The sequence below is a fragment of the Pedobacter sp. PLR genome, assembly GCF_026239675.1.
Taxonomy (GTDB): domain Bacteria; phylum Bacteroidota; class Bacteroidia; order Sphingobacteriales; family Sphingobacteriaceae; genus Pedobacter.
Genome location: NZ_JAPIVQ010000004.1, coordinates 399672 through 420381, shown reverse-complemented (window position 1 = coordinate 420381; position 20710 = coordinate 399672). Strand labels below are relative to the sequence as shown.

11 protein-coding genes are annotated in these 20710 nt (G+C 39.8%); 3 read left to right on the top strand and 8 right to left on the bottom strand.

The window, feature by feature from the left end:
• Positions 1 to 145 precede the first annotated feature (145 nt).
• Positions 146 to 667 (top strand): protease, encoded by a 522-nt coding sequence (locus tag OQX61_RS12375; protein WP_265842013.1) that lies wholly within the window; start codon positions 146 to 148, stop codon positions 665 to 667.
• Positions 668 to 688: 21 nt separating this feature from the next.
• Here OQX61_RS12375 and OQX61_RS12370 read toward each other — a convergent pair whose 3' ends face one another.
• On the bottom strand, positions 689 to 1156 hold the full coding sequence (locus OQX61_RS12370) for a nuclear transport factor 2 family protein (RefSeq protein ID WP_265842012.1): 468 nt from the start codon (positions 1154 to 1156) through the stop codon (positions 689 to 691).
• A gap of 413 nt (positions 1157 to 1569) precedes the next feature.
• On the opposite strand from OQX61_RS12370, the gene OQX61_RS12365 reads away from it, so the two are divergent.
• Positions 1570 to 2655, top strand: a complete 1086-nt coding sequence (locus OQX61_RS12365) for a choloylglycine hydrolase family protein (protein ID WP_265842011.1) — start codon at positions 1570 to 1572, stop codon at positions 2653 to 2655.
• Between the two features lie 45 nt (positions 2656 to 2700).
• Here OQX61_RS12365 and OQX61_RS12360 read toward each other — a convergent pair whose 3' ends face one another.
• From OQX61_RS12360 to OQX61_RS12330, 7 genes are all read right to left on the bottom strand, one after another.
• A complete protein-coding gene (locus OQX61_RS12360; RefSeq protein WP_265842010.1) occupies positions 2701 to 4104 on the bottom strand; it encodes a hypothetical protein in 1404 nt (467 codons plus the stop codon).
• Positions 4105 to 4268: 164 nt separating this feature from the next.
• Positions 4269 to 6002, bottom strand: a complete 1734-nt coding sequence (locus OQX61_RS12355) for a RagB/SusD family nutrient uptake outer membrane protein (RefSeq protein ID WP_265842009.1) — start codon at positions 6000 to 6002, stop codon at positions 4269 to 4271.
• 6 nt (positions 6003 to 6008) lie between these two features.
• On the bottom strand, positions 6009 to 9047 hold the full coding sequence (locus OQX61_RS12350; protein ID WP_265842008.1) for a TonB-dependent receptor: 3039 nt from the start codon (positions 9045 to 9047) through the stop codon (positions 6009 to 6011).
• A gap of 33 nt (positions 9048 to 9080) precedes the next feature.
• Positions 9081 to 10715, bottom strand: a complete 1635-nt coding sequence (locus OQX61_RS12345) for a RagB/SusD family nutrient uptake outer membrane protein (RefSeq protein WP_265842007.1) — start codon at positions 10713 to 10715, stop codon at positions 9081 to 9083.
• An 11-nt stretch (positions 10716 to 10726) separates the two neighbouring features.
• The gene (locus tag OQX61_RS12340) at positions 10727 to 13702 is read right to left on the bottom strand and encodes a SusC/RagA family TonB-linked outer membrane protein (protein ID WP_265842006.1); all 2976 of its coding nucleotides are present in this window, start codon (positions 13700 to 13702) and stop codon (positions 10727 to 10729) included.
• Positions 13703 to 13784: 82 nt separating this feature from the next.
• Positions 13785 to 15047: a DUF2264 domain-containing protein gene (locus OQX61_RS12335; protein ID WP_265842005.1), complete on the bottom strand. Its 1263-nt coding sequence runs from the start codon at positions 15045 to 15047 to the stop codon at positions 13785 to 13787.
• A 5-nt stretch (positions 15048 to 15052) separates the two neighbouring features.
• The gene (locus OQX61_RS12330; protein ID WP_265842004.1) at positions 15053 to 16423 is read right to left on the bottom strand and encodes a glycoside hydrolase family 88 protein; all 1371 of its coding nucleotides are present in this window, start codon (positions 16421 to 16423) and stop codon (positions 15053 to 15055) included.
• Between the two features lie 299 nt (positions 16424 to 16722).
• Here OQX61_RS12330 and OQX61_RS12325 point away from each other — a divergent pair, with 299 nt between their 5' ends.
• A complete protein-coding gene (locus tag OQX61_RS12325; RefSeq protein ID WP_265842003.1) occupies positions 16723 to 20691 on the top strand; it encodes a hybrid sensor histidine kinase/response regulator transcription factor in 3969 nt (1322 codons plus the stop codon).
• The last annotated feature ends 19 nt before the right edge of the window (positions 20692 to 20710 follow it).

The following is a 20710-nucleotide window of genomic DNA, read 5'->3' as shown; positions in this document are numbered from 1 at the left end:
TTTAAGCGCTGTTTAGAATTTCTAAGGTATTTAAACTTCAGTTACGATCAAAATTTCAGGAAAGCCTATATGCCCTCTAAAGTCTTTCTGTAAGCTATCACTTAAAGATAATGTAGAAGCCAGGCAAAAAGGATATTTTTACACTATGAAAAACTTAAGCATCTTAATATCTACCGCTGCTGTATTGACACTTTCATCTTGCGGGATGAATAACAATGCTGCAAAAAACAGTAATGACGCAGCCCTGGCCCCTATAGCTGCAGACAGCACAGCTGAAAAAGGTTTATTTGCAAAGATGTCAGTGAAAGACACCGTTAAGGCTGGCGAATTGGTGGAATTGAAATTTACAGTGTACAACAATGCCGACACTGCACAACGTTTTTGCAAATGGCACACTCCTTTTGAGCCATTCATCAGCAAATACCTGGATGTAAAATCAGCTTCTGGTGAAGAGATAAACTACAAAGGTGCGATGGCCAAACGAATGATGCCAGCACCGGCCAGCAGTTATATCGCTGTAAATTCTAAAGACAGTGTTTCTACTCAGGTGGATCTTTTAAAAGGATATGACCTCAGCAAACCTGGTAAGTACACGATTATTTATGTAGGCCAAAACATGAGTGGACTGATTGTTAAAGACAGTATTTCTTTCGTTTACTCGAAATAGTAAAAAGTTTAAAATAGACCCTTATTTCTGTCGGGCACTGTCATGATATTGCCAAAGCACATTAATTATTTTCCATGTACCATTCAATTTCACGAGGTGTAGGTAGTCAATCCAATCATCTGCGATGAGTTTAATTGATGCTGTTCTGTCGGAAACATCAAGAAATCGGACTTCTTTTTTAGGTACCTCCGGGAATTTATCTTTTTTCTTATTATAGCTTTCGGCTAAGAGTATCATGGATTCAGCATTGGTCTCCCTCAGGTAGTCTTTACCAGTCTCCTTGTCCTTCCAAAAAGTTCGCTTCACCATTCTGGGGTGTAATGCCCGGTCCATTTGTGCAGGATCAGGCGTATGCTGGGACTCGATGTAGTCTAGAACAGCAACTTTAACGTCTAAACTATCTTGTTTTGTCTGACCAAAACTGTTTGAACTGACTATTAATAAAACTACAGAAAACAGAAGTGAATTGAGTTTTGATTGCGGTAACATTTGATCCGGGTTTAAATGAATTTCCTAATGTCAGTTTTTATCTGATCGAAAGATCGTCATTGCAATCAGGGAGTAAATACACACTGATGTCCTCCCGAAAAATTGCAAATTTAAAACTAGAGAAAAAAGTTGATTATAGTATGGTTTTCCAGGTGCGATCTTGATGTTACACTTGTACTCCCCAAACCATAACAGAAGCAACTCTAAAACCCTGCCAGAGAAATATACTCTTCAGCAGCTCAACACACCCACAACTACACTGTATATCAGTACATTGTATCATTTTCGTTAAAAATATTCAACCGAACAACTTTCAAGAAAATATTATTTATATTGTTATATCGTGGCTGTTCTAAAGAAAAAACTGCTGCGTATTTTCAAAAAACCTATTGTATAAACAAAAAATCATCCTTATGTGTACAGGTATTCAGGTTAAAACAGAAAGCGGTGCGCCGATCTATGGTCGTACTATGGAATTTGCAACAGATTTAAGATCAGAAGTCCTGGTCATTCCCAAGGGAATCCACTTTGTCGGGGCGGGACCACAGGTTAATGTGCCTGGTCTCCACTGGACTTCCCGGTACGACATCACAGGTCTCAATGTCATGGAATTGAATCTGATAATAGATGGTATCAATTCAGAAGGACTGTCTGTTGGTGCGTTCTACTTTACTAATTATGCAGACTATATGAAAGTACAACCAGAAGAAGCAGACCAATCATTATGCTCTACTGATTTACCTACGTACTTATTGTCTACCTGCAAAACGGTCGAAGAAGTAAAAATAGCCTTATTAGAAATTAAAGTTAATAAAGGGGCGCACACCGGAGCACCAAATCAATTAGCACAGGATGCAACGGCTCAGGTTCAAGCTGTTGCACTGCACTATAACATTCATGATGCTGAAGGCAATGTTCTGGTGGTTGAATATACACATGGTGAATTACATATGCATGATAACCCGATTGGTGTTTTAACCAATTCACCAGATTACATGTGGCACTATACTAATCTCAGCAATTATGTAAATCTAACGCCTATTAATGTAACAGAACTACCTCTGAAAAACATGACCGATAAAAGAGCCAAATTGCCTCCGGTAAAGGCTTTTGGCCAGGGAACAGGCTTACTCGGACTACCGGGCGATTACACACCTCCTTCCCGTTTTATTCGTGCCGTATTCTATTCGCAGTCTGTTATACCAGTGAAAGAAAATGAAGAAGCCGTACTCCAGGCATTTCACATACTTGATGCATTTGATATACCGCTTGGAACTATACGAGACTCGCAAGGAGATCCGGAATATACCCAATGGACAGTAGCCAGCGATTTGGAAAAAAGAAAGTTTTATTTCCATACCGTAAACGACAGAACCATCCGTATGGTAGATCTTGCCAACTGGAAATTTACCGATCAAATCGTAACGATGAGTATCAACCAAAGGCCTAACATTATCAATATGGCTGATCATAAAAAAGTGGCTGATCTGGTGCTATAGATTAACATAGAATAGTATAGATGACCAGGAATGCTCGTCTATACTTTAATTTGAAATCGGTTTATTATCATAAACTGCAGGTATCTGTTGCTGTAACCAGATTGTCATCCAGGCAGAGCCCATTCTACTGGCTATTGCCTCTTCCCTACCTGGATAGCTATTTTCATCATCACCGGTATAGGTATGTCCATCGGCAAAACGATTTTGTTGTTGCAGGACTTTATCAATGTGGAGTTTTGCCCAATATTCGCCTTTATGCTTTTGCGAAAGATGATCCCAGCCATAGGTAAAAGCAGCGATATCCAGATTGGCAAAATTATCATAAACACCAAAGCCCCAATCAGAACCTTCAGGGTAATAAACATCAGCTGTTCCTTCACGATACATGGTACCACCAGGAGCTTTGTAAGGCGGAGCGGAAAACGAATGTGTCGTTACCGAGTAGTAAATTTTATCAAGGTTAAAGCGTGCGGCTTCTGGTGTTGCTTTACCTGCCAATGAAAAAACAATTGGCGCATTAATCATCGAAGCAAGCGCATTATATTGTGGGTGAATGATACCATGGTTGATTACAAAACCAGGCTCCTCCATATTATGGCCATTAACCCAGCTACTCACCGGACGGCCATGTATAATTCTTTGGTTATTTAAATCAGAAGGCAGGGAGGTAGAGGCGATCAAATATTCAACAGACTTATATAACCATTTGTTCGAGTTTGGATGATCCGGTAACATGACTGCCGCCAAATACAGCAATTCAGCATTCCAGGCATCCTCTTCAATTTTAGAATCGCCTGGAAAAAGTACTTTTCCTGTGCTGTCTTTAAAATAAAGCGGCGCTGTTGGAAGAAAACGATCTGCTTCAGAAACCATCATTTTTATGATATTGGATTGATCTTTGGGCGAAAATTCATCCCAAAGGAGCCAGGCTACATATCCTGAGTAATAAGCCCAGTGAGCTGCCTGCCAATCGCCACCCCATACTTTACGGTTACCATTGATTTTATGATCATAGGCCACAGACCGGATCATCAGGGTCGTTTTATCTTTAGCTTCTTTCAATGACACCCCAGTTACAGCGGGATCATATATGCCTGTTTTAATGGCAATGGCTATACCGAAAGCCATCGCAGCAGGAAAGCGGTACCGGTATTCATTTACCTTAGATTTACTTTTCAAGTCAAGATACCCGCTGGAATCGATCTGATATTTCTTCACATCGTTAAACCAGGCGCTGAGTGCAAACTTATTGGCATTGAGCAATGCTGTTTTTACTGCATTTGTGACTTTATTACGAGGTGCTTTTTTTTGAAACTTGTTCCAATTAATCGGTGCCACCGTTGTTGAGGGATCAGTGTTTCCTATTGCTGTACTGATTTGGCTTTTCGCTGATTTTATACCTGTAATCAGTAATAAAGTGGCTGCTATTATTTTTAAATGACATTTCATTTTCTTCTTATTTTTCAAAGTGTTAAATCACCATAGCCCATATCATCCACACAAATGATAAATGCATTGGGTTATCTTTAGTTATTTGTCCCGGTGCTGATTTAGCAAAAATGATTACGAAGAAGACAGCTGTTTTCTTTGTAATCATTTTTGCAATTTTAATTTTACCAGCCGGGATTCTGGATCAGTTGATCAGAAATATTTACTTGCGTAGCAGGAATTGGCAACAAGTTCATTTTTGGTTCTATAAATACAGAAGCAGGTTTTGCCAGATTAACTTTTTCATAACTATAAGTATTATTTGCAATCTTGATGATCTTTATTCCTTTAAGTACAGTTCCATATGTACTGGCACCGATCTTCCACCTACGGATATCCCAGAACCTGTGATCCTCGTAGGCCAGTTCAATCCTCCTTTCATCTCTAATGAATTTTCGCATTTGCTCCATCGTTAATCCGGAAGGCAAGGCTGCCGGATTCAGACCTGCCCTGTCTCTGATTTCCCTCATTGGTTCATATGCCTCCATGGTTTTTCCGGATTCATTTAAAGCTTCCGCATAATTCAACAATATTTCAGCATATCTTAAGAATGGAAAAAAATGTTCGGTCCCACCGGTTGTACCAGTAACATCTTCGCTCATCATTTTTCTATTATAATAACCTGTTTGAGTTCCCGGGGCAATAAAAGGGATACTAAAACCATCATTAGGCGCATTAAGGTAAGTATATATTGGCTGTTTGGTATTTGTAGCAGGGCTTAACCATAATCCCCCGTTATAAATAACGGAACGATAAAACCTGGGGTCGCGGTTTACATAAGGATTCTGTGGATTATAGCCTGATCCGGGAGCATCAATAGGCATCCCGTTACGCATCGGATAAGTATCCACATAATCTCCATTAGGTGAATTATGGAAAGCTCCGCCGACACTTGAAGGTAGATGCGAACTTTCATAAGTACGGTTACTTCCGGCAAGTCTTGCAAAGATCATTTCACGATTCACACGTTTTAGAAAGACATTATAAAATCCCTCTGCAGTAGAGTTATCTCCTCCTGTACCTTGCACAAGACTATAATAATTTAAATCTATAACCGCTTTGGCCGCCTCCGCAGCCTTAGTCCAACGTTGCTTATCTTCGGAAGGGTATCCGAAAACAGGATTTGGATCAGCTGCGCCTCCATTAAATAAAGGGCTTGCTGCGAACAATAATACCCTGGCTTTTAAGGCCAGACAAGCGCCTTTTGTAATCCTTCCAAGGTTCTGAGCTTCAGTCCCTGTATATTCCATCTGAAGATCAACCGCTGTCTCCTCCAGTTCCCTGACCAGGTAATTTACACAGGCTTCATAACTGTTTCTCGGCAAATTAAAGTCTTCGTCAATGGTTAATACACGATCAATCAAGGGAACACCACCATAGTGTTTCATCAGAATATGGTAGTAATAAGACCTTAGAAACCGGGCCTCTGCCTTCATTCTTTTCTTTGTTGCGGCAGACAATGGAGATTCATCTACCCTACTTAAGAATATATTAGCCTTTCTAATGGATTTGTAAGAATTCTTCCAGGTGTTATTAAAGGGATCCGGTAAAGAACTGGAACTATAGTTCCCTTTTTGAAAAGTTCCGGCAGGCGTGGTGGTGGTGGTTGCCCAACGTTCGTCGGATTCATCACTAAATTCAGACAAAGAGTTTGAGGTATTTATCCGTGTGGTGAAGCTTTCCGGGCCTAAGTCCGCATAAATACTAGTTAATATCTGCGTGGTACGCACACTATCTGTCCATACATCTTTGTCAAAAATATCGGACTGTGTATCACCTGACAATACGCTTTCCTTCTTGCAGCCCCATAGCCCGCTGATTGCCAATACAACTAATGCAATACGTTTTAATAATTTCATGACCTTCTAAAAATTAAGATTTAATCCAAGACTATAAATTTTTTGCTGTGGGTAATTCTCTCCACGGCCGCTTGGCGACTCTGGATCCAGGAGTTTTATCCTATCCCAGGTAAATAAGTTTGTCCCATTTGCATAAATACGAAGACTTCCTATCCCTATTCGTTTAAGTACCGAAGGTGCTATCCTATAGCCAATTTCAAAATTCTTTAAGCGGAGGTAATTTCCCGAACGAAGCCAGAAAGTGGATGTTGTTGGCCTGTTATTGGCGCCACCACTTGCAAGATGTAGTTTCGGAAAAGTCGCATTAGCCGCATTTTCCGGTGTCCAGCGCCCCAGGTGAAATTCCTGAAAGTTCCCGATATTCTCATAAACCAGTTCATCTGTTGGCCTTACACTATTGTTCAGTGCCCCCTGAAATAGAACGCTAAAATCAAATTCCTTATAGTTAAAACCTCCGGAAAGGCCAAAACTTGTATTTGGTATTACAGGATAGCCAATAGGCCCTTTATCATCGTCATTGATGATCCCATCTCCATTTAGGTCAGCATATTTCAAATCGCCTACCTGCGGATTAAAAGCAGTGACTGCACTGTTCGCGATGTCCTCTTTGCTTTCATAAAAACCAATCCAGGTCCAACCGAAAGGTTGTCCTACAGATTGCCCGGTTGATTGTAACCAGGGATATTTCTTACGTTCCTCATCTCTGTATAGCACCTTATTCCTGGCGACAGCGATATTACCCTTTACAAAGTAACCTACCTTCCCTACTTTACTGCTATACCCCAACTCAAACTCCAATCCTTTATTACTTACTTTCCCAAGGTTTACTTCCGGCAGGCTAACTCCTACGATATCCCCTACTGTTGCACGAGTGGTGATGATATCATACCTGTAATTATCGAAATAATCAAATGTCAAAGTCATTTTAGATCCAAATAATTGTGCATCGAATCCAATATTGGCTTTTCTTTCCTTTTCCCAGGTCAGGGTGCTATTACCCAATTTTCCTTCTGCCAATCCATTGTAAGTGGTATTTGACTCCCCAAACTGATAACTACCGGAAGGCACATAGGTACTTAAATAAGCGTAGGTGGTCAGGTCTAATCCAACATTATCGTTTCCTACAATTCCATAAGAACCTCTGATCTTAAAATAGTCCAGGAATTTAACATGCTCCTTTATAAAAGACTCTTCAGAAAGAACCCATCCCACTGAGGCTGCCGGAAAAAGACCAAATCTACTTTGATCATTAAATTGATTTGAGCCGGTATAACCCAGGTTAAATTCTACAAGGTAACGGCTGGCATAATTATAAGTTGCCCTTCCAACCCAACCCAGATAACTGATTTTACGCGATGGGTCCGGCACTCCTGAACCGTTCACATAAACCTTTGTATTTTGATTATAGAGTCCAAGGACTGTTAAATTATGTTTCCCAAACTGGTTGGCGTAATTTAGCGCGGCTTCAAGATTTGTGGAGCCTTTTGGCGCAAGATTTCCTGTGGCCAGTTCATAAGGTCTCAATACAGGATAACTGACATTGAATAAACTGTAAGTATCATTAGTTGGATTATACCTATAAGTAGGATATCCGTTTCTAAACAGACTTTTTAGGGAATACTGGGTATTGTTAAAAGCAAATGCTGCCCTTGCCGACAATCCTTTCAATAAGAAATCAAGTTTATGTACCGCATTTACTGTAGAAGTCATTACCGTATTGTAACTCCTGTCGTAACCCGCTAAGGTTAGCTGAGCAACCATATTTGGATGTTGACCACTTTGAGGTGGCGCAGCAAAAGATCCATCAGGATTATAAACCGGGAATGAATAAGGCGCAAAGCCTGTACGCAACAACTGATTAAAAACTGAACGTCCTGCTTCTGCAGGATGCGGCTGATTGATGTTTTCTAATCTCGAAGATAAATCAATTCCGATATCCAGATTGCTATTTACTTTGATATCCAGGTTAGACCGAAAATTATAACGTTTAAAGTAGTAGGTGTTATCTGTTTCACTTTGTTTAAACTCTTTAAACAAGCCATTTTGATTCATCATCCCTGCGGATACAAAATATTTTACATTTTCTGTACCACCGGAAACGTTTGCATTAAACTGTGTTTGCAAGGAATAAGGACGCATTACTTCATCATACCAGTTCACATTCGGATAAACGGAAGGATTGGTTCCCAAACGAAATTCTTCAAGCTGGCTATCCGTATAAGGGAAATTCGCAGCCTGGCCATCGTTAACATAGCTTTCCTTTACCAAAAGCAGTGAATTATAAGCATCCAGTAGTTTTGGTAAACGGGTTGACTGCTGAATTCCGGTTTGGTTACTAACGGAAACCTGTGCTTCTCCTGTCTGGCCACGTCTGGTAGTCACAATGATTACCCCGTTTGCACCGCGTATTCCATAAACAGCAGTAGCTGAGGCATCTTTTAAAATAGAAATATTTTCTACTTCATTCATATCGATCTGACCAATGTTATCCTGTTGTACACCATCTACAATTAACAAAGGTCCTGTCCCTGAGCGGTATGTACTGACACCCCTGATCTGTATTGCAGACTCATCTTTACCGGGTTGTCCACTATTCTGCTGGGCAAAAAGCCCTGGTAAACGACCGGATAAAGCATTGGTCAGGTTTGCTACAGGACTCTGCTTCAGCTCCTTTCCACCGAGGCTGGAAATAGATCCTGTTAATGTAGCTTTCTTCTGTGTCCCAAAGCCGACCACCACCACTTCATTCAATCCTTCTATACTCTCCTCAAGCAGGACATTATATACGTTTTTGGCTTGCAGTTTCTCAACAACAGTTTTATAACCAATACCACTGAATACCAATTTACCTTCTGCCGGTACTCCTTTCATCACATACATTCCTTTATTATCCGTTGTAGATCCAATAGAGGTTCCCTCCACTTTAATGCTCACTCCCGGGATTGGGCCGGTCTGATCTGAGACCTTTCCGCTAATAGATCTGGTTTGAGCAACACTAAGTAGTACACTTAGCATACAAACCAGTATGATATATATCTTCTTCATTATATATGATATAATAATAATTAATAACCTAACTTAATTCCAGCCTTGATTTTGAATAAGTGCCTGATTCTTTCGCAATTCGATATAAGGCACCGGATAGAGGTACATTTTAGCGGCATCAAACGTTACCGTCTGCACTACAAAATTGGGATCATAGGTTAAGGACTTGTCGGGATTCAGTGTAATTCTCATCCCTTTTAGGGTTCCATTCAAAACGGTCTCTGCAATTTTCCACCTGCGGATATCCCAGAATCTATGCTCTTCAAATGCGAGTTCAATACGTCTTTCATTTCTGATGAACTTTCTCATTTGATCTTTATCCATTGATCCGATAGCGATAACACTGGTAATGCCTGCCCGCTTCCTAATGTCATTTATGACCTTATAAACCGAAGCATCAGGGCTAGCCAATACCTCATTCTGTGCTTCTGCATAATTCAGGAGTATTTCAGCATATCTGAAAATCGGAAAATTATGTGTTGCATTTGAAAAGCTGGCGGCAGAACCACTGGTTGTCATAAACTTCCGCATATAATAACCTGTCTTGGTTCCGGTTCCTATGCCATTCCGGGTATTATTTTTACCACCGACAAATGTTTCGACAGCGCTGCCAAGCCAGGAGAAACCATTATGAAATACGCTTAGATAAAATCTGGGATCTCGATTTTTGTAAGGATCAGCAGGATTGTATCCTGAACCCGGTTCAGCAATGGCCTTACCATTCGACATTGGAAAAGCATCTACCAGATTTTGAGTTGGATTGGTTATCCCCTGCCCTCCACGCATATAGCCGGGAGGCTCATTTAAACTTTCAATTGTTGAATTGTCGGCTTGTTGATATGCAAGAATAAACTCTTTGTTACTTCTAGTGGTAAATAAGGTTCCAAAGTTAGCTTCCAAAGCATACAAATTCAATTTGATTAAGTCATCAGCAGCTTTTGCCGCAGTCTGCCACCTGGTGATATCATTGGAAGGATTATATAATGGACTGGCATCATACAACAGTATGCGTGATTTAAGTGCTAACATTGCTCCTTTAGAAACCCGGCCCAGGTCGGCGGTAGTCAGCGTAGCTGGTAATTTATCTTTTAAGAACTCACATTCCGACACGATATAATCTACACATTCAGCCCTTGTATTTCTGGCTAGCTGTAGGTTATCATTTAAGACAAACACTTTATCTCCGATTAATGGAACGCCGCCCCATCGCTTTACCATTTCAAAATAAAAAAAAGCACGCAATGCTCTTGCCTGGAAACGAAATGCATCTTTTCTGGAATCTACAATACCTGAGTTATCTACATTCGCCAATAACACGTTAACCCGTCTTATTGCACTGTAACCGGAAGCCCATGGATTTTCAGGTAAATCTGAAGGCCCCCATTGTCCGATCTTGTATTTATCGACGCCGGTTACTGAAATATCACCACTTAAGGCATCGTCTGTTCCGGCATCGAGTAAATTTGTTCCAATCCGGTTAAATCCTCTGGGTAGCTCTGCATATACAGCAGCTAAATATTCATCAATTAGTGTCCCTTGCTTATCTTTTGGATTAAAGATGTCGCTAAGCTCAGTGCGTTCTACCGGAAGCTGGGATAATACATCTTTTTCACAAGATGCGATGAGCAATACAAAAGGTATTGCGATTAATAGGTTATAAAATTTCATATGTTACGTCTTTAGAATTTGGCAGTCAAACCAATGTTATAACTTCTATAAAGCGGGTAATTATTGAACAAAGATTCCGGATCCAGATCTTTAAGCTTCGTAACGGTCAGGAGGTTGAAGCCCGAAGTAAACAACCTTAGATTACCTAATCCTACCTTGCGTGTGACTGATGATGGAAGGGTATAACCTAATTCTACATTTTTAAGCCTTAGATATCCGCCATTTTTGATCCAATAGGTTGAAACTCTTTGATTATTTGTATTGGTTCCATAGCTTAACCGTGGATAATCAGCGGTAGTGGCAGTAGCTGGAGTCCAGCGATTTAAATGATATTGCTGAACATTTCCATTGTTCTGAAATTCCCAGGCATCACTTCCTACAAGATAAAAGTCTTTATTAGCTACCCCGTTTAACAGTGCAAAAAAATCAAAATTCTTATATTTCAATCCGATAGAACCTGCGTAGTAAACCGGAGCGCCCTTCCTGCCTATTGTTGTGGCGTCATCTTCATTAATCATTCCGTCAGCATTCTGATCAATGTATTTGATATCGCCGGGCTGTAACAAACTTGAAAACTGTTTAGGGCTACGGTCTATTTCTTCCTGACTTTGGAAAAGCCCGGAGGCCTGATATCCGAAAACCTGACCTATTTGCTGACCTGTACGTTGCTGATAAGCATATTTCGATGGCAGTTCATCTATATTTACTATCCTGCTTTTAGAAAGCTGCATATTTCCTTTCAAGGTAAGTTCTACCTGGCCGATTGTTTTATTGTAATCTGCCGCGAGTTCAATACCACTATAGTTGTAGACACCAATATTTTCTAAAGGATAAGCAACGCCGAGTATTGGATTTGATGCACCTCTTTGTTGCAGGACATCATATCTGCGTTGGTTGAAATAGTCAATAGATACCCCTAAGCTATTTTTCAAAAATCTGGCTTCAATACCTGAATTGAAGGACCTTGTTTTTTCCCAGGTAACCTCAGGATTCCCTATTGATGCCTCATTCCAGCCTGCCATACCGGTAGCAGTAGTTCCAAAATAATAGGCGTTACCTGAGGTGTTGTAATAAGATTGATAAGCATAATTACCTGACCTGTCAAAACCAAGCAGGCCGGCAGAAGCCTTCAATTTTAGGAGGTCAAAAATACTATTCTTTAGAAATTCTTCTTTGCTCAGGTTATATCCAGCAGATACAGCCGGGAATGCCCCATATCTTCTACCTTTCTGATATTGCTCAGTTCCCTGATAGCTAAGGGAAAAATCCGCAAAATATTTCTCATTATAATCATACGAGGCTATGGCAACAAGACCCTGGTAAGCATGGGTAAGTGAGGTCCCTATATCATATTGGTCCCAGGTATATCTTACGGAAGCATCAATATTATGTTTCGAAAAACTGTGGTTATACTTAAAGCCAAAATCATAATTTAACCTCCGGAAAAAGCTATTATCATAAGAATTTGCATTGGCATAACCAGAAGTAGTACCAAACTGTAAATAGGTATCCTTTTGTGTTACAGGATCGTATACAGGTTGAAACACGGCATAATTAGACCTGTTCCTTAATACAGTATTGTTATAAAAAGAAGTATAATGTATGGAACCTGTTAAAGAAAGGCCATCGGTAATGAAATTCAGCTTCCGGTTCAGATCGGCATCTATCAACAAGGTACGACGGTTATCACGGGTGAACCCGGTGCTGTAAAGCTGTCCGAAGATATTTTTTTTATATAATGAATTTCCTGATAATGAACCATCCTGATTAAAAATAGGATAAGCATTAACCGGTGTCTGCCTGATCTGACTAAGTATTGCATCTATTCCTGCCCCCGGACTATTTGCTTGTTCATATTTCCCGGACAAACGTAAACCTATATTTAAATTCTGGTCGATATCTACATCTACATTAGACCTGAAGTTGTATTTGTTTACCGTATTATTGGTATTAAAATTATTGGTTCCTTCTTTAAAGATACCGCCTTGATTCTGGTTTTCTAAGGCCACAAAATAACGGGCAGATTTACCGCCACCGGAAACATTCAGGTTAACACGATTAAAACCATAGCGGGGTTTAAGTGTGGCGTCGTACCAATCGACATTAGGATGGTGGTAAGGATCTGAAGAATTCTTATAGGCTTCCAGATCTGCCGGACTGTAAATTTGAGGACGCTTGTCGTTAGCTGAGGCTTCATTAGCCAAAAATGCATAGTTGTAGGCATCCAGGTATTTAGGCAACTGAAGAGATTCCTGCATTCCTCCCTGGGCGGAGAAGGTGATCGTTTGCCTGCCCGGAGAACCAGTTTTTGTTCGCACAAGCACTACCCCATCAGCACTACGCATCCCCATTGCCGCAAGTGACACCGGGTCTTTAAGTACGGTGATACTTTCTATCTCATTGGTGGTTAGCCCATCAATATCTCTAACGGCTCCATCTACAACTACAATCGGGCTTCTCCCTCTCAGGGTAAAAAAAGAGCGGTCAACGCCATCATTAATTGACTGCGTAGTAATCAGTCCGTTCAATCGTCCTGTTAAGGTATTGCTGACATTAGGAACCGGGATAGTCGTTAACCCCTCTGCCTTGATCTCCGCTATTGATCCGGAAAAAGTTGAAGATTTATGTTTGCCATATAAAGTGTTGTAGAATTCATCCAGCTCATTTTTCTGAAGAAATACATCTATATTTCGCCCTTTAACCTTTTGCTCCTGCTGAGCATATCCTTCTAATTCATAGATCAACACATCGTTAACATCTGCTTCCAGGCTATAATAACCTTTGGCATCGGTTTGGGTACTGCCCGCTCTATCTTTGAGACGTACCAGAACTCCTTGCAAAGGGGAGCCAAAGCGATCTTTTACCTGCCCTTTTATTAATTTCTGCTGAGCATAATATCCGGGTTCAGTAAGAGAGGAAGCATACATATCATTGCAATACAGCAATTCCATTGATGCCATAAAAAACATTAGGTAAATCTTCTTCATACGCTTCTAATAATTAGTTGAGTACAAGTCAAACATTTCATATTCATATACATTTGGTTAGGTTACTATTTAGGGTTGAGCATTAATATTCTACATGGTAATCTTTCTTGAAGGGCTGCCCGGTCCATGCTTTTTTTGAAGTCCAGTCTGCTGCCGGATCAGTCCAGAATTTATGATCGGCAGGTAATCCCAAAGGCAGGAATCCGAGGGTTGCCATATATAGACTGCCTGTAGAAGTATACCCATCGGCAATGCCAGGCTGAGCACCACAAAAACCTAAAACCAGCCAACCGTCTTTATCAAAGTTGTTGCACTGATCATACATCCTGTGCATCACAGCGGTTAGTCCACAGCGAACCTGAGCAGGGCTAATGCCTGAAGGCAACCTATCCATTAATGCGACCTGGCCTAAAGCCTGAAATGTTGCAGTACGATAAGTTACCGACCTACCCATAGGTGGATAAGTTCCATCAGGACTGATAATGCGTTCTGAAAACTCAGAGTAACGAACCATTCGTTTTACCGCAGTATTATACGCCTCAACATTCAGGCGTTTTTTATCGGATAGTACTTTAAAGAAATCAACCAGCATCGGATGGATTACATAGGAATTGTAATAATCCATGCTAAAACCAGGTCCATCACTATACCAACCATCTCCCTGGTACCATTCGGTAATTTTTCTTTTTGCAAACTCGATACGTACCGGATCTGCCTGTTTTCCTATACTCAATAAAAATGCTTCATTGATTCCTGCGAAAAGCAACCAGTTGTTATAAGCTCCTGTTCTGGTACGCAAGGCCATAAACTCCGTTGCTATCCTGTCTTTGGTCACTGCATCCAGTGGCTCCCACAATGCTTTTGGTGCTCTTAAAAAAGCCTGAGCCATATAAGCGGCATCAACTATAGGCTGACTTTCGGTTCTGAAATTCAGATAATCTGGATTAGCCGGGTCAACAGCGTTTGCAATTCCCTTTAAAAGCGCTATACGTAATTTTTTACGCATCGCTCCTTCTTTTGTTTCATCATCCGGTAAAGCAAGCCATGGGGCAACGCCAGCCATTGTACGTCCTACTGCCTCCAGATAAGTTACTTTTTTAAAAAAGTCAGTTTTTTCCCCTGGAGGTACTTCAACAGGCATCTGCTGTTTTAATGTTCCATTAGCCAGATTAAAGATTACCGGTGAGGACATTTTATACAATAAATTCGCCCAATATTCACGATCCTGGGTCCCGGTAACTATTGCGGCCGGCTTCTTTTTATTTTTCTGTTGTGCAACAAGTGCTGTATTTCCGGTAAAAAGAATTACCGCTATTAAAAACGCATATTTAAATATCTTCCTCATGCTCTTTATGATTTACTAACTTCAAAAATTCTACTTGTTCCCGGCGCGACCTTTACGGTAAAGCGCAGTAATTGTGGCTTTTTGCCATCGTATTCTACATTTGAAGGAATCGACATACCTGATGATGCATCTCTGATTACGACTTTATCAGGACTAAGCTTTTTAAGCTTTTTGGATATATCAGACCATTTAACCTCCATCTTTTGCTCTTTTTCCAGAGCGGTACCATTGTAAGTTTCGGTTACAAATACATCTTTTTTATGGTTGATATGCATAGGAAGAATTTCACTGCCGGCCAATAGAAAAGCCCCAACACCGTATACATCAGTATCATCATAACCAACTTTATCCGGAGCAGCACCCTGAGCTTGTACAAAGCCTAACTTTCCATCGGGATGTACTGAAGATGTCAGTGCTACCCATGCTTTGGAAACAACAGGCTCATATTTTTTATACGGAAGAAGTCCATTATTAATACCCCAGGCCATCGCATAGCAAATAAAGCCGGTACCACTGGTTTCTTTTACAGGAAAACTACCCGGATCCAGCAAGCTCGCATGCCAGCTTCCATCTGCCTGTTGCAATGAAGCTAAGCGCTCCGACATTTTTACAAAAAGTTTTACCAGCTTTTTACGCTCCGGATGATTTTCCGGTGTTACAGACAATAGACGTACTAAACCTCCAATCACCCAACCGTTACCCCTACTCCAAAATACCTTAGTCCCGTTCTTCTCCTTTTTATTGAAGTAGCGGCTGTCTCTGTAATAAAGATTTTCGTCCTTATCATACAAATACGCGGTAGATTTCCACCATAGTGCAATTGATTTATCCAAATATTTGGTGTCTCCGGTTGCCTGAGTTAAGTAACCTAAAGCTGGTGGCCCCATAAACAAAGCATCACACCATGCCCATTCACGTGTATAAATTCCATTTTTCCATTCGAGACTTTCTGAATGTGGTAGCGTAACAATGGTATCTGCCAGGGCTTGAAACTTCTGAATGTATTCTGGTTTCTTATAAACTGTATACAGCTGGGAATAAAGCTGGCCCACACAATAGTCATCAGCAAAATATCTGTACCGACCTGTATCCCATTTGTTATCTACACCTACCTGTATTAACTTATGGTAATAGTTCTCATCATTTGCCAATTTAGCCCAGGCCATCATACCGGTATACATAGCACCACTGGTCCAATCCTTTTTATGATTTTTCCAGCCTTTTGTTTCCAGGGTATTCCATTGCCAATCGGCAACTTTTTTCATTAATAAATAAGAGGAGTCAGTTTTCAATACTTCATTCTGTCCTTTCACCGTTATAGTACTATAACCGAAAAGGATCAAAACGAATAAAAATGTTCGTTTGTAGATTTGCATTACTAGGTTTAATTTGGTTTAGTTGTGTTTTCCCTGGATGATTACATCCTGAAAATATTTCCTTAGGCCTGTTAAAAGCCCGGGATACATGGAAATCAAAAATCAAGTTATCTTTTGAAACCAATGGTGGGCAATCCTGTTTATAATGGAGGAATATTTTGTTTTTAACCCTCTAATTGGCTTTTTAAGCCTATATTTAGCGTGGCACCACCAAATATTTCTTCCAAATGCACAACCGTCTAAAATCAGGATTATGTCAAACAGTATTTATACTGTTTTTTTTAAACCCGCTTTTTTATGTGAATGCACAACTAAGTTTTAATGCTATTAAAGTGAGTGATGGACTTTCTCAAAGTTCAGTTCTTGACATTACTCAGGATGGTTATGGTTTCATGTGGTTTGCCACCCGATATGGTTTGAACCGATATGACGGGACAAGCTTTAGCATCTATAAGTCGCTGCCAAATGACACCACATCATTAAGCAATAACCATATCAATACAATATATTGTGATTATCAAAAAACGCTATGGGTTGGTACAGCAACGGGCTTAAATAAATACGGTGTATTAAATGATAATTTTCAGTCCATAAAATTAGTACAGCAAAAAAAAGTGGTACACCCCAATGTGTCATGCATTTATGAGGATAAGCGTAAAAATCTATGGGTTGGTACAGATAAAGGTTTATATATTTTAAATAACAGACAAAAAAGCTCATTTATAAACGTAGATCAATTAGGCATGGAGCCCGGATCAATCACTGGTGAGGTGCTGAGCGTTTTTGAGGACCATCAAAAATTTCTATGGATTGGTACAAGTAAGGAACTGATCAGGTGCCGGTTCGGCAAAAAAATCTCAGCTGTTAAAATCTATAGACATTTAGCTGCTGAAGAGAAAAGCATCAGTGATGGCCCGGTGAAGTCTATGGTAGAAGACCTGAAAGGAAACCTTTGGATCGGAACGAGAATCGGGGGACTTAACCGATTTAACAGAGCGGCTGAAACTTTTGAACACTATGTTCATCAGCACAACAACCCTAACAGCCTTATCCATAACTCCATCAGGAAAATGATCCTAAATAAGGAAGGTAATCTTGTTATCGGAACGCAAGAAGGGATAAGCGTATTTCAACCGGCAAATCATACCTTTACCAATTACCAGAATCAGATTGGCAATCCTTTGAGCCTGGTCCAAAATTCCATTTACAGTATCTTTGAGGATAAGACAGGAAGCCTCTGGCTGGGCACTTATTTTGGAGGCGTAAGTGTTTCCTATGGTGTAAAAACCCCCTTCAAAACTTTGAGTAGTAATGTAAGCGGCACCGGTCTTAATCATAACGTTGTTCGTTCAATTGCAGGAGATCCCAATGGAAACCTATGGATTGGAACTGAAGGTGGTGGGCTAAATCATTTCAACAGACAAACACGTCGATTTAAATATTATGTTAACAATCCTGCCGATCCTGCAAGTCTGAGCTCGAATCTGGTGAAAGTAGTATACCTGGACACGGATAACCAATTGTGGCTTGGCACCAGTGGAGCAGGATTAAATTTATTTGATCAATCAAGCGGGAAGTTTAAACACTTTAATTTAGGAAAAAACGATTTTGAAACAAAACAGTCTGCTGTAGTCAGTATTCTGGAAGACTCCGGGAAAAGATTTTGGATCGGTGGCGTAAGGATTAATGGGGTATATCAACGTGAAGGGAAATCACTTAAGAATATAACACCTCCGATCTTTGCCAAATACTTTAAAGATAAAATCATCGAAAAGTATTATGAAGACAAAAATAAGAACTTGTGGATCGTTACGAATCAGGAAATAATTCTCTATAATCAGGATTTACAAACTTTCAGCATTATTAGCTCAGGTTCAAAAGATCCCGAAACGATCACTTTCAATAATCTCGCAGAAGACCATGAAGGAAATATCTGGATTGGATTATACTACGGAGGTATCCAGGTTTATAGCCCTAAAAAAGGAAAAATTATTGCAAAATACACCACAAAGGATGGGCTATGTAATAACAATGTGCTGAGTATTACTGAAGATAAAACGCATAACTTATGGTTTAGTACCATAAATGGCTTGTCAAGATTAAAAGCCGACCGGAAAACCTTCCAAACCTATACGATGGCTGATGGCCTTGCCGGAGATGAATTCCACTATAACTCTTTATACAAAGCAGGAGACGGAACAATTTTTATTGGCGGACTAAATGGCATCACCTACTTTAATCCGGAAGAGATTCAACAAAACAATTACCATGCTCCCCTAATTTTCAGGGGTTTGAGGCTATTTAATGATACCATAAAAAAGACAGAAAGAGAAGATAAAATCCTGACAAAAAATATCATTCTCAATCCTAAGTTAACCTTTAACAGCGATCAGAATATTTTCACTATTGAATTTGCGCTGCTGAATTATATCAAGTCCAAAAAGAACAAATACGCCTATAAACTACAGGGAATCAACGAAAATTGGAATGAGAGTTCTTTACCGGAAGCAACCTATACGGATCTTCCTCCAGGAGAATATGTATTTTCTGTAAAAGGAGCTAATAATGATGGTATATGGAGTAAACCAATCGATATATCCATAAAGATTTTACCTCCAATATGGAAAACCTGGTGGGCCTATACCTTTTATACGATTTGTCTTGGTGTAATCACCTTCTACTTTGTGCGTTTTTTTTACCTCAGACAGCTCATGAAAAGAGACGAAGAACTTCATCAGTTAAAGTTGAATTTTTTCACCGATGTTTCTCATGAAATAAGGTCCCACCTCACCTTAATTATGGTGCCTCTTGAGGGGGTAATTGAAGATACCAAAAACAACACGCCAGTAAATAAGCAGCTGAATTTTATTAAGAAGAATACAGATAGACTGGTAAGGTTAGTCACTGAATTAATGGATTTTAGAAGAGCTGAGACTAATAACTTAAGACTAAATCCAGCTGATTATGAAATCATTGGTTTTTTAGAAGAGATTTATGAATCTTTCAAAGAAGTATGTGGCAGAAAAAACATAAGCTTGTCCTTCTTCCATGTAGAAAACGAGTTAATTGTATCATTTGAAAAGGGGCAAATGGAAAAAGTCATATTTAATTTATTAAGTAATGCGGTAAAGTTTACTCCTGAACACGGGAGCATCATACTCACCATTGATAAAGAGGGTAAGTCCATTATCATAAGTGTAGCAAATACCGGAAAGGAAATCCCTTCTGAATATCATGAAAAGTTATTTACAAACTATTACCAGTTAGAAGACCAACACCAGGATATTGGTTATGGTATTGGCTTAGCATTAAGTAAACGCATTATTAATTTGCACAATGGAACATTGTCGGTAAAAAGTGAAGTAGGAAATACTTGTTTTACAATTAGATTCCCTATTTCCCATACTTCAAATATTCCTCAGGCCCCGGAAGCAGGCGAAAATAGCCAGAAGCAGGTTCAATTCCTGGAAAACACCATGCAAGTGGGTACCCCTGAAGAAGACGCCGGAAAATTCACCATCCTGATTGTGGAGGACAATGAAAAGCTTCGTGCCTTAATAAAAAGTATTCTTGAAAAAGAATATAAAATATTGGAAAGTGTAGATGGAGCAACCGGATTGGAAATGGCAAAAAATGAAATTCCGGACCTGATTATCAGTGACATCATGATGCCCAATAAAAATGGATTGGAACTATGTAAGGACATTAAAACTGACGAAAGAACGAGTCATATTCCAGTAGTGTTACTTACTGCTAAAAGTTCGCAGGCTGATCAGATTAGTGGATTAGCCATGCGGGCAGATTTATATTTAACGAAACCATTTAGTAAAAATGTGTTACAATTAAATGTGCGTAACATTCTGGAATCAAGAGAATTGATTAGCGCAAAATACCGTCAACAGTTTCTTTTTGAACCCAGAAATATTGCTATAGACAATCTGGACGAGCAATTTTTATCAAAGCTTATCGAAGTAATTGAGAGCCGTATGGAATATCGGGAATTTGGCGTGGATATATTGTCAGATAAAATGGGAATGAGTCAATCGGTCTTATACAAAAAGATTAAAGCGCTTTCAGGTATGACTGTAAATGATTTTTCGAAAAGTATCCGGTTGAAAAAAGCCGCTCAACTGCTTAGTCAGAAAAAAAATTCTGTATCAGAAATTGCGTATATGGTAGGTTTTGTTGACAGCAAATATTTCACTAAAGAATTTAAAAAGCAATTTGGTACACCACCAAGTCAATACACCACTCCTCCCACCTCTTAAGTAATTTACCAGCACCTAA